An 11871-nucleotide genomic window follows, 5' to 3' on the forward strand; every position below is an offset into this window, starting at 1 on the left:
CTATGGGTCGCCTTTATTTTTTCCTCGTTGTAACATTGCTCTGCAAATAATTCTGATAACTCACCTGCTAAGCGTGCAATGAATAAATCCCGTCAAAAAGAGTTAACCCGCTGGTTAAAACAGCAAAGCGTCATCTCCCAACGTTGGCTGAATATTTCTCGTCTGCTGGGCTTTGTGAGCGGCATATTGATCATTGCCCAGGCCTGGTTCATGGCGCGAATTCTGCAACATATGATTATGGAGAATATTCCCCGTGAAGCCCTGCTGCTTCCCTTTACGTTACTGGTTCTGACCTTTGTACTGCGCGCATGGGTGGTCTGGTTACGCGAACGGGTGGGTTATCACGCCGGGCAGCATATCCGCTTTGCCATCCGCCGTCAGGTTCTCGACCGTCTGCAACAAGCAGGGCCAGCGTGGATTCAGGGTAAACCGGCGGGGAGCTGGGCGACGCTGGTACTCGAGCAAATTGACGATATGCATGATTACTATGCACGCTACCTGCCGCAAATGGCGCTGGCAGTGTCGGTGCCGTTGCTGATTGTGGTGGCTATCTTCCCCTCAAACTGGGCTGCGGCGCTCATTCTGCTGGGCACTGCACCGCTAATTCCGTTATTTATGGCGCTGGTTGGAATGGGGGCTGCCGATGCTAACCGACGTAACTTTCTCGCTCTTGCTCGCTTAAGTGGGCATTTTCTCGATCGCCTGCGCGGCATGGAAACATTGCGTATTTTTGGTCGTGGTGAAGCTGAAATTGAAAGTATTCGTTCTGCTTCGGAAGATTTCCGCCAACGGACAATGGAAGTGCTACGGCTGGCGTTTTTATCCTCCGGCATTCTCGAATTTTTTACCTCGCTGTCAATTGCTCTGGTGGCGGTCTACTTTGGTTTTTCCTATCTCGGCGAGCTGGATTTTGGTCACTATGATACTGGCGTGACGCTGGCTGCGGGTTTTCTGGCCCTGATCCTTGCGCCGGAGTTTTTCCAGCCATTACGCGATCTCGGTACGTTTTATCATGCTAAAGCCCAGGCTGTTGGCGCAGCTGACAGTCTGAAAACGTTTATGGAAACCCCGCTCGCCCATCCGCAACGTGGTGAGGCGGAATTAGCATCAACCGATCCGGTGACCATTGAAGCCGAGGATCTGTTTATTACATCACCAGAAGGTAAAACGCTGGCTGGACCGCTGAACTTTACTTTGCCAGCAGGCCAACGTGCAGTGTTGGTTGGTCGCAGCGGTTCAGGTAAAAGCTCACTGCTGAACGCGCTTTCTGGTTTTCTCTCATATCAGGGATCGCTACGAATCAACGGGATAGAATTACGTGATTTATCACCAGAATCATGGCGTAAACATCTCTCCTGGGTTGGGCAAAACCCACAATTACCGGCAGCAACATTGCGGGATAACGTACTACTGGCGCGACCTGATGCCAGCGAACAAGAATTACAAGCAGCGCTGGATAACGCCTGGGTCAGCGAGTTTCTACCGCTCCTGCCACAAGGCGTTGATACGCCTGTTGGCGACCAGGCTGCCCGCCTTTCCGTGGGGCAGGCGCAGCGCGTGGCGGTGGCCCGAGCATTACTAAATCCCTGTTCGCTATTACTGTTGGATGAACCCGCTGCCAGCCTTGATGCTCACAGTGAACAGCGCGTAATGGAGGCGCTTAATGCCGCCTCTCTGCGCCAGACAACGTTAATGGTCACCCACCAGTTAGAAGATCTTGCTGACTGGGATGTCATTTGGGTAATGCAGGATGGTCAGATTATTGAGCAAGGACGTTACGCGGAATTAAGCGTGGCTGGTGGTCCTTTCGCCACATTGCTGGCCCATCGTCAGGAGGAGATTTAAATGCGCGCTTTGCTACCCTATCTGGCACTGTATAAACGTCATAAATGGATGTTAAGTCTTGGTATTGTGCTGGCAATTGTCACGCTGCTCGCCAGTATCGGTCTGTTGACACTTTCCGGCTGGTTCCTCTCCGCCTCAGCGGTAGCGGGGGTTGCCGGACTGTACAGCTTCAACTATATGCTACCCGCTGCGGGCGTGCGTGGCGCAGCAATCACCCGTACTGCCGGGCGCTATTTTGAACGTCTGGTAAGTCACGACGCGACTTTCCGCGTGTTGCAGCATCTGCGCATTTACACCTTCAGCAAATTGCTGCCCCTATCCCCTGCCGGACTGGCGCGCTATCGTCAGGGCGAATTGCTCAACCGCGTGGTGGCGGATGTTGATACGCTCGATCATCTTTACCTGCGCGTTATCTCGCCGCTGGTGGGCGCTTTTGTGGTGATTATGGTGGTGACAATCGGGTTAAGTTTCCTTGATTTCACCCTCGCCTTTACGCTGGGCGGCATTATGTTACTGACGCTTTTCCTTATGCCACCACTGTTTTATCGTGCGGGAAAAAGCACCGGGCAAAATCTGACTCATCTTCGCGGGCAGTATCGCCAACAACTGACGGCCTGGCTGCAAGGGCAAGCTGAGCTGACCATCTTTGGTGCCAGCGATCGTTATCGCACGCAATTAGAGAATACAGAAATTCAGTGGCTGGAAGCGCAACGTCGTCAATCTGAACTCACCGCATTGTCGCAAGCGATAATGCTGCTCATTGGCGCGTTAGCGGTGATCCTGATGCTGTGGATGGCGTCTGGCGGCGTTGGCGGCAATGCTCAACCCGGCGCGTTAATTGCCCTGTTTGTCTTCTGCGCGTTAGCCGCGTTTGAAGCACTGGCACCAGTAACGGGTGCATTTCAGCATCTGGGGCAAGTCATTGCCTCTGCCGTACGGATCACTGACTTAACGGATCAAAAACCGGAAGTCACCTTCCCTGATACCCAAACTCGTGTTGCCGATCGCGTTTCGCTGACGTTACGGGATGTTCAATTCAATTATCCGGAGCAATCCCAACAGGCACTTAAAGGGATTTCTCTTCAGGTAAACGCCGGGGAACATATAGCGATTCTCGGGCGAACCGGATGCGGCAAATCAACACTGTTACAACTGCTGACCCGCGCATGGGACCCGCAACAGGGCGAGATTTTGCTTAACGGTAGCCCCATAGCCAGCCTGAATGAAGCGACTCTACGACAGACCATCAGCGTTGTTCCTCAGCGAGTGCATCTGTTTAGCGCCACGCTGCGTGATAATCTGTTACTCGCCTCGCCTGGCAGTAGTGATGAGGCTCTGGCGGAGATCTTACGTCGCGTTGGTCTGGAGAAGCTGCTCGAGGATGCAGGTCTCAACAGTTGGTTGGGTGAAGGCGGACGCCAGCTCTCCGGTGGTGAACTACGCCGTCTGGCTATCGCCCGTGCGCTGTTACATAATGCGCCGCTGGTATTGCTGGATGAACCTACAGAAGGCTTAGATGCCACAACCGAAAGTCAGATCCTTGAATTGCTTGCAGAAATGATGCATGAGAAAACGGTGTTAATGGTCACCCATCGACTTCGCGGACTCTCTCGTTTCCAACAAATAATAGTGATGGACAACGGGCAAATTATTGAGCAAGGTACTCACGCAGAACTGCTTGCCAGACAGGGGCGTTATTACCAGTTTAAGCAGGGTTTGTAAGCTATTATTGAACGATCCGACTTGCGTGGAGTTTTGCGGTCATGCGCCTGGTTCAGCTTTCTCGCCATTCAATAGCCTTCCCTTCCCCGGAAGGCGCATTACGTGAGCCTAACGGCCTGCTGGCACTGGGAGGCGATCTTAGCCCTGCGCGCCTGTTAATGGCTTACCAGCGTGGTATTTTTCCGTGGTTTTCTCCAGGTGACCCCATCCTCTGGTGGTCGCCCGATCCCCGCGCGGTGCTTTGGCCTGAATCACTGCATATCAGCCGTAGTATGAAGCGATTTCATAAACGCTCGCCCTATCGAGTCACGATGAATTACGCTTTTGGTCAGGTCATTGAAGGCTGTGCCAGCGATCGCGAAGAAGGAACCTGGATCACGCGTGGCGTGGTCGAAGCCTACCATCGCCTTCACGAACTCGGTCATGCCCACTCTATTGAAGTCTGGCGTGAAGATGAGCTTGTCGGCGGTATGTACGGCGTGGCCCAGGGAACGCTATTTTGTGGCGAGTCCATGTTCAGCCGGATGGAAAATGCGTCTAAAACGGCGCTTCTGGTATTCTGTGAGGAATTTATTGGTCATGGCGGTAAACTTATCGACTGCCAGGTCCTTAACGATCACACAGCGTCGCTTGGTGCCTGCGAAATTCCCCGCCGGGATTACCTCAATTATCTCAATCAAATGCGCCTCGGACGATTGCCGAATAATTTCTGGGTACCACGGTGCTTGTTTTCACCACAAGAATGAATGTTTTCGGCACATTTCTCCCCAGAGTGTTATAATTGCGGTCGCAGAGTTGGTTACGCTCATTACCCCGCTGCCGATAAGGAATTTTTCGCGTCAGGTAACGCCCATCGTTTATCTCACCGCTCCCTTATACGTTGCGCTTTTGGTGCGGCTTAGCCGTGTGTTTTCGGAGTAATGTGCCGAACCTGTTTGTTGCGATTTAGCGCGCAAATCTTTACTTATTTACAGAACTTCGGCATTATCTTGCCGGTTCAAATTACGGTAGTGATACCCCAGAGGATTAGATGGCCAAAGAAGACAATATTGAAATGCAAGGTACCGTTCTTGAAACGTTGCCTAATACCATGTTCCGCGTAGAGTTAGAAAACGGTCACGTGGTTACTGCACACATCTCCGGTAAAATGCGCAAAAACTACATCCGCATCCTGACGGGCGACAAAGTGACTGTTGAACTGACCCCGTACGACCTGAGCAAAGGCCGCATTGTCTTCCGTAGTCGCTGATTGTTTTACCGCCTGATGGGCGAAGAGAAAGAACGAGTAAAAGGTCGGTATAGCCGGCCTTTTTATTTTGTGATATGTATGAAGTACTTTGGAAGTATAAGTCCATAACTTGTCTCGATGTAGATATACTGCACAACTTGTTTACAGTATGAGCAAACAATAATTATCATTAAAATTCTTCTTGACCGTTTTACTCCAACTCCCTATAGTAGCGCCCCGTTGCCACCCATGAGGTTTGGTAGCAAAACAATTTGGTGAGGTGTCCGAGTGGCTGAAGGAGCACGCCTGGAAAGTGTGTATACGGCAACGTATCGGGGGTTCGAATCCCCCCCTCACCGCCATATTCAAAGAAGAGCTCGTACGAAAGTACGGTTTTTTTTTCGCATTTTATCTGTCTGTACGGCAGTGAACGGTATAAAAATCGAGTTTTTCTTTCGGTTGGCTTTCTAAGCTGCCTGTACGGCAGTGAACTCAAATACTACACGTCTAGCCCGTTGTTAATAAAGCAAAACCATCTCATTTTCCTGCTACCACCCTTTTTTATCCTTACCTTCCCGCAGCACTAATTATCAACAAATTACCATCATCATCAAAAAAAGGGTCAGAACCTCCTCCACCCCATAAACAAAAAGTCCGTAACCTCTTTCGAGATTACGGACTTCACCAACCTACCTAACAATTAGATTAATGCGCTGCTTCCGCCTTGTGCTTTTGTGCACTCTGGAATCCATAAGTCAGCTCATTTTTCTCTTTATCCAGCGCAACCGTCACCTGACCGCCGTCCACCAGCGAACCAAACAACAGTTCGTTGGCGAGCGGTTTTTTCAGGTTGTCCTGGATGACACGCGCCATCGGACGTGCGCCCATTGCCCGGTCGTAACCTTTCTCGGCCAGCCAGTTACGCGCTTCCTGGCTCACTTCCAGAGAAACACCTTTCTGATCCAGCTGAACCTGCAACTCGACGATGAATTTATCCACTACCTGATGGATCACGTCGGTGGAGAGATGATCGAACCAGATAATGTTGTCGAGACGGTTACGAAACTCCGGCGTAAAGATCTTCTTGATCTCTTCCATCGCATCGGTACTGTTGTCCTGGTGGATAAGACCAATCGATTTACGCTCAGTTTCTCGTACCCCAGCGTTGGTGGTCATCACCAATACCACGTTACGGAAGTCCGCTTTGCGTCCGTTGTTATCGGTCAGCGTACCGTTGTCCATCACCTGCAACAGAATATTGAACACGTCCGGGTGCGCTTTCTCGATTTCGTCCAGCAGCAGCACCGCATGTGGATGCTTGATGACCGCATCAGTCAGCAAACCGCCCTGATCAAAACCAACGTATCCCGGAGGCGCACCAATCAGACGGCTGACGGTATGGCGTTCCATATACTCGGACATATCAAAGCGCAGAAGCTCAATGCCCAACGCTTTCGAAAGCTGTACCGTCACCTCTGTTTTCCCGACCCCGGTAGGACCGGCAAACAGGAACGAACCGACCGGTTTATGTTCGTGACCTAAACCTGCACGCGCCATCTTAATGGCTTCAGTCAGCGCCTCAATGGCTTTATCCTGACCGAAGACCAGCATTTTCAGGCGATCGCCGAGGTTTTTCAGGGTATCGCGGTCACTCTGCGAAACACTCTTCTCTGGAATGCGCGCAATACGGGCCACCACGGACTCAATATCCGCCACATTAACGGTTTTCTTGCGTTTGCTTACCGGCATCAGGCGTGCGCGAGCGCCCGCTTCGTCGATAACGTCAATGGCTTTATCCGGCAGATGACGATCGTTAATGTATTTCACCGCCAGCTCTACCGCTGCACGCACCGCTTTTGCGGTATAACGCACGTCGTGGTGCGCTTCATACTTCGGTTTCAGGCCATTGATGATCTGTACGGTTTCTTCTATCGACGGTTCAGTAATATCAATTTTCTGGAAGCGACGCGCCAGAGCACGGTCTTTCTCGAAAATGTTGCTGAACTCCTGATAGGTTGTCGAACCAATTACGCGAATTTTACCGCTGGAGAGCAACGGTTTAATCAGGTTAGCCGCATCGACCTGGCCACCAGACGCTGCACCCGCACCGATAATGGTGTGGATCTCATCAATAAACAGGATGCTGTTAGTGTCCTGCTCCAGCTGCTTGAGCAACGCTTTAAAACGTTTTTCAAAGTCGCCGCGATATTTTGTGCCCGCTAACAGAGAACCGATATCGAGAGAGTAAATCGTACAGTCAGCCATCACTTCCGGCACATCGCCCTGAACAATTCGCCATGCAAGCCCCTCCGCAATCGCGGTTTTACCGACACCAGACTCCCCCACCAGCAGCGGGTTGTTTTTACGGCGACGGCAGAGAACCTGAATAGCACGCTCCAGCTCCTTCTCACGACCAATCAGTGGGTCGATTCCGCCCACACGTGCAAGCTGATTCAGGTTCGTCGTGAAATTCTCCATACGTTCCTCCCCACCAGCTTGTTCTTCGCTGTTTGGCTGGCTGCCAGGATCAGAAGACTGTGTCGGCTCGTCTTTACGCGTGCCATGAGAGATAAAGTTCACCACATCGAGACGGCTGACTTCATGTTTGCGCAACAGATATGCCGCCTGCGACTCCTGTTCGCTAAAGATAGCGACCAGAACGTTTGCACCGGTAACCTCATTGCGACCGGAGGACTGGACATGGAAGACCGCACGTTGCAGTACACGCTGAAAACTCAGCGTCGGCTGTGTGTCGCGCTCCTCTTCACTGGCAGGCAGAACGGGTGTGGTTTGTTCAATAAAGGCTTCCAGTTCCTGACGGAGCGCAACCAAATCCACAGAGCACGCTTCCAGCGCCTCCCGGGCAGATGGGTTACTGAGCAGCGCCAGTAACAAGTGCTCGACGGTCATAAACTCATGACGGTGCTCGCGCGCTCTGGCGAAAGCCATATTTAAACTGAGTTCCAGTTCTTGATTGAGCATAGGCACCTCCCCCAATTTTTATGCCTGCATTCAGGCTTTTTCTAGCGTACACAGCAATGGATGCTCATTCTCCCTCGCGTACTTGTTCACCATCGCCACTTTGGTTTCTGCAACCTCAGCGGTAAAGACTCCGCAAATGGCCTTCCCCTGGTAGTGAACAGCGAGCATCAATTGCGTTGCACGTTCTACATCATAAGAAAAGAATTTTTGTAACACGTCAATAACAAACTCCATCGGAGTATAATCATCATTGACTAATATCACTTTATACATAGATGGCGGTTTTAGCGCGTCGCGAACTTTTTCTTCCGCCAGTTGATCAAAGTCCAGCCAGTCGTTCGTTTTACCCATTGTCAGTTATCATCTTCGGTTACGGTTATCGGCAGAACGCCCTGCCGCTGACAAGAGCTTATTTGCCTGACCAATCTACTCCACATGATAGATAACTATCATCTATCGTTGGCATCAGCGACATCTGTCACATTCCTGTCAATAGCGTTAACTGCTTCAAATTTTTGATTCATACCTGCCCCCTGGCCCCTGTCAAATGCTTGACGGCTCGCCCTAATTCTCTAAATTGTATTTCTAGAGTTGGCGAGGTTTTGAACAGCCCCCTCTCTGACCCCGGTTTATTCCATCTTACTTGTATAAGATTTGCGAAGGATGTCGAAGCATGGAAAAGGGTACTGTTAAGTGGTTCAACAATGCCAAAGGGTTTGGTTTCATCTGCCCTGAAGGCGGCGGCGAAGATATTTTCGCTCATTATTCCACCATTCAGATGGATGGTTACAGAACGCTAAAAGCTGGACAATCCGTTCAGTTTGATGTCCACCAGGGGCCAAAAGGCAATCACGCCAGTGTTATTGTGCCCGTCGAAGTAGAAGCGGCAGTCGCATAGCTCTTCTGTCTCATTGTGTACATCCTAAAGGCAAAATGCCAGCCCGATCGGCTGGCATTTTTATCTCAAAAATTACTCTCGTGCCAGAGCATCTACTGGATCCAGTCGTGCCGCATTTCGTGCGGGTAACCAGCCAAATAAAATCCCGGTGACCGTCGAGCAGAGAAACGCCAGCAGCAGCGCCAACGGTGAAAAACCAATCTCCCAGCCGGGTAAGAAAAGCTGTAAGGTGAAAGCAATTAACAGTGACAGTGTTATTCCCAACGCGCCACCGACCAGGCAAACCAGTACGGCTTCAATCAGGAACTGTTGCAAAACATCGCTTGCTCGCGCACCTACAGCCATGCGAATGCCAATTTCCCGCGTCCGCTCGGTCACTGACACCAGCATAATATTCATTACACCAATACCGCCCACCACCAGCGAAATCACCGCCACCAGCGTCAGAAACAGTTGTAAAGTACGTGTGGTCTTTTCAACGGTTTTCAAGACGCCGTCCATGTTCCAGGTAAAGAAATCCTTCTTACCGTGGCGCAATGAAAGTAAACGCGTGAGTTGCTGTTCCGCCTCAGCGCTGTCAAATCCTTCTTTCACCCTGACAGTAATGGAGTTCAGCCACGACTGGCCCATAACTCGCCCGGACATCGTGCTGTAAGGTAGCCAGACACGCAGCACTTTACTGCTACCAAACATCGACTGTTTTTCTTCCGCCACACCAATGACTCTGGCGGGCATATTGCCGACCAGAATCACCTCGCCAACCACATCTGCTTTATGGGGGAAAAGCTGGCGGCGAGTATTACTGTCGAGCACCACCACCTGCGCACGACCGTTCAGCTGCTCCTGATTAAAGGTGTTTCCTTCACTGAAGGTCATGCCATAGACATTAAAATAATCGCCGCTCACGCCATTGGCACTGGCAGCAACATCAACATTGTTATAACGCAGGCGCAGGTTTTGCGAGACGGCAGGTGTGGCTGAAGCGACCCACGGTTGTTTTTGGATGGCGATTAAGTCATCGTACTTCAGCGCCTGCTGATATTGCGGATCGTCATCGCCAAAATCTTTCCCGGGATAGACATCAATAGTATTCGTACCAATAGAACGAATATCCGCCAGTACCATTTGTTTGGCGGCGTCGCCCACCACGACAATGGAAACCACCGACGCAATACCGATTATAATCCCCAGCATGGTCAATAAAGTACGCATTTTATTCGCTGCCAGCGCCCGCCATGCCATCGTCAGCGCCTCGTTAAAACCGCTGACAAACTGCCGCCAGCCAGACGCCGTGTTGACAACAGGTTCCGTTCCGCCAGTAGCATTCACTTTTTCAATGGCGGGAGGATTGCGCACAATTTCGCCGTCGCGAATTTCGATCACCCGCTCGGCCTGAGCAGCAACCTGCGGATCGTGGGTGACGATAATCACCGTATGCCCGCGATCGCGCAGCTGATGCAGGATCGCCATCACCTCTTCGCCAGAATGGCTGTCCAGTGCGCCGGTCGGTTCATCGGCAAGAATTACCTGACCGCCGTTCATCAATGCCCGCGCGATGCTGACGCGCTGTTGCTGGCCACCCGAAAGCTGTGCCGGGTAATACTCTGTACGGTCTTCCAGCCCCAGTCGTTGCAGTAACTCCTGGGCGCGAAGCAGCCGCTGTTTCCGCTCAAGACCGGCATAGACGGCGGGTACTTCAACGTTCTGCTCGGCGGTTAAATGCGAAAGCAAATGGTAACGCTGGAAAATAAAGCCGAAATGCTCGCGGCGCAGTTGCGCCAGCGCATCGGCGTCCAGCGTGGCAACATCCTGACCGGCGACGCGATAGGTGCCGCTGGTGGCCTTATCCAGACAGCCGAGAATATTCATCAGGGTCGATTTACCGGAACCCGAAGCGCCAACAATCGCCACCATCTCACCGGCATAAATATCGAGGCTGATGCCCTTCAGCACCTCAACCTGCTCATCACCGGCAGGATAGCTGCGACGAATATCCTTTAATTCGAGCAAGGGCGTCATTGTACAGCTCCTGGTTTGGCCTCACCAATCACCACTTCATCGCCCGCTTCCAGCCCTTTGACAATCTCAACATCGGTATCGTTACGTGCGCCAATCGTCACTTCACGCTCGCGTGTTTCACCATTACGCAACAATTTGACTTTATAACGATTATCGCCAACCGGATCGCCTAATGCCGACAGAGGGATCGTCAGCACATTTTTCACATCGGTGAGCTGAATATGCACTTGCGCGGTCATATCCAGCCGCAGCAAACCATTGGGGTTGGGGACTTCAAAACGGGCGTAATAGAAAATAGCGTCGTTAACCTTTTCCGGCGTCGGTAGCACATCCTTGATTTGCCCCTCATAGCGCGTCAGCGGATCGCCAAGCACCGTAAACCAGGCTTTTTGCCCCGGCTTCAGGTGGATTACATCCGCTTCAGAAACCTGCGCTTTTACCAGCATGGTGCTCATATCTGCCAGCGTCAGAATGTTCGGTGCTTGTTGTGCGGCAATCACCGTCTGGCCTTGCAGAGTGGTGATTTGCGTGACTTCCCCGGCCATCGGGGCAACGATGCGGGTGTAATCGAGATTGGTTTTAGCCGTATCGAGAGAGGCCTGATTGCGCTTGATTTGCGCGTCAATGGTGCCAATTTGCGCCTGTTTCACAGCCATCTCCGTCGCGGCGTTATCGAGATCCTGCTGTGAAACCGCTTGCGTTTGTGCAAGACGTTGCTGACGGGAATACGTCACCCGCGCCAGTTTCAGCTCCGCTTCCGCCTGCTGCCGCTGCGCGCGTAGCTCCATCAGCGTTGCTTCCACCTCCTTAATCTGGTTTTCAGCCTGTTCAGGATCAATAACCCCTAAAAGCTGGTCTTTTTTTACTTTATCGCCAATCGCCACCGACAGCGTTTTCAACTGACCGCTGACCTGCGCGCCCACATCAACCTTACGCAGCGCGTCCAGCTTTCCGGTCGCCAGCACGCTTTGCTGTAAATCACCGGGGCGCACAATCAGCGTCTGATAAGTCGGCACGGGTGCGTTAAGAATTCTCCATAACGTAATCAGCCCGACGATGATTATCACCAGCGCAATAACGTAACGCTTCTTCACGGTTTTCCGCTTTTTCATAAATATTCTGAATACTCCATATGCCAATCCGGGTCATTAACTTCAACGAAATATCAACAAAACCC

The 11871-nt window shown here is 51.7% G+C and carries 10 protein-coding genes, 1 tRNA gene and 2 pseudogenes; 8 read left to right on the forward strand and 5 right to left on the reverse strand.

Annotated elements, in window-relative coordinates:
* Nucleotides 1-78 precede the first annotated feature (78 nt).
* From cydD to ACJHWT_RS12855, 7 genes and pseudogenes are all read left to right on the forward strand, one after another.
* Nucleotides 79-1845: a heme ABC transporter permease/ATP-binding protein CydD gene (gene cydD, locus ACJHWT_RS12825; RefSeq protein ID WP_001043586.1), complete on the forward strand. Its 1767-nt coding sequence runs from the start codon at nt 79-81 to the stop codon at nt 1843-1845.
* The gene (gene cydC / locus ACJHWT_RS12830; protein ID WP_001202181.1) at nt 1846-3567 is read left to right on the forward strand and encodes a heme ABC transporter ATP-binding protein/permease CydC; all 1722 of its coding nucleotides are present in this window, start codon (nt 1846-1848) and stop codon (nt 3565-3567) included.
* A gap of 41 nt (nt 3568-3608) precedes the next feature.
* Nucleotides 3609-4313 carry a leucyl/phenylalanyl-tRNA--protein transferase gene (gene aat / locus ACJHWT_RS12835; RefSeq protein ID WP_001241678.1) on the forward strand — a complete coding sequence of 235 codons (705 nt, stop codon included), beginning with the start codon at nt 3609-3611 and terminating at the stop codon, nt 4311-4313.
* A pseudogene (locus ACJHWT_RS12840) lies at nt 4314-4458 on the forward strand (hypothetical protein); the annotation flags it as partial.
* A 59-nt stretch (nt 4459-4517) separates the two neighbouring features.
* Nucleotides 4518-4670: pseudogene (locus ACJHWT_RS12845) on the forward strand (hypothetical protein); the annotation flags it as partial.
* Nucleotides 4598-4816: a translation initiation factor IF-1 gene (gene infA / locus ACJHWT_RS12850; protein WP_001040187.1), complete on the forward strand. Its 219-nt coding sequence runs from the start codon at nt 4598-4600 to the stop codon at nt 4814-4816. The pseudogene ACJHWT_RS12845 and the gene infA, both read left to right, overlap by 73 nt.
* Nucleotides 4817-5069: 253 nt before the next feature.
* A tRNA-Ser gene (locus ACJHWT_RS12855) sits at nt 5070-5157 on the forward strand.
* A gap of 343 nt (nt 5158-5500) precedes the next feature.
* Here ACJHWT_RS12855 and clpA read toward each other — a convergent pair.
* The 3 genes from clpA to yljB all read right to left on the reverse strand — a co-directional run bounded on the left by clpA (nt 5501) and on the right by yljB (nt 8301).
* Nucleotides 5501-7777, reverse strand: coding sequence for an ATP-dependent Clp protease ATP-binding subunit ClpA (clpA, locus tag ACJHWT_RS12860; RefSeq protein ID WP_000934041.1), 2277 nt, complete (start codon nt 7775-7777; stop codon nt 5501-5503).
* A 30-nt stretch (nt 7778-7807) separates the two neighbouring features.
* Entirely contained in the window at nt 7808-8128 is a 321-nt protein-coding gene (clpS, locus tag ACJHWT_RS12865; protein WP_000520781.1) for an ATP-dependent Clp protease adapter ClpS, read from the reverse strand.
* Between the two features lie 98 nt (nt 8129-8226).
* A complete protein-coding gene (gene yljB / locus ACJHWT_RS12870; RefSeq protein ID WP_001406719.1) occupies nt 8227-8301 on the reverse strand; it encodes a protein YljB in 75 nt (24 codons plus the stop codon).
* A gap of 149 nt (nt 8302-8450) precedes the next feature.
* Here yljB and cspD point away from each other — a divergent pair, with 149 nt between their 5' ends.
* A complete protein-coding gene (gene cspD, locus ACJHWT_RS12875) occupies nt 8451-8675 on the forward strand; it encodes a cold shock-like protein CspD (protein ID WP_000410785.1) in 225 nt (74 codons plus the stop codon).
* A 72-nt stretch (nt 8676-8747) separates the two neighbouring features.
* Here cspD and macB read toward each other — a convergent pair whose 3' ends face one another.
* The gene (macB, locus tag ACJHWT_RS12880) at nt 8748-10694 is read right to left on the reverse strand and encodes a macrolide ABC transporter ATP-binding protein/permease MacB (protein WP_000188133.1); all 1947 of its coding nucleotides are present in this window, start codon (nt 10692-10694) and stop codon (nt 8748-8750) included.
* Entirely contained in the window at nt 10691-11806 is a 1116-nt protein-coding gene (macA, locus tag ACJHWT_RS12885) for a macrolide transporter subunit MacA (protein ID WP_000746441.1), read from the reverse strand. Before macA ends, macB begins: the two co-directional genes overlap by 4 nt.
* Nucleotides 11807-11871 lie beyond the last annotated feature (65 nt).

The sequence above is a fragment of the Escherichia sp. WS338 genome (genome assembly GCF_046486405.1).
GTDB lineage: Bacteria > Pseudomonadota > Gammaproteobacteria > Enterobacterales > Enterobacteriaceae > Escherichia > Escherichia coli.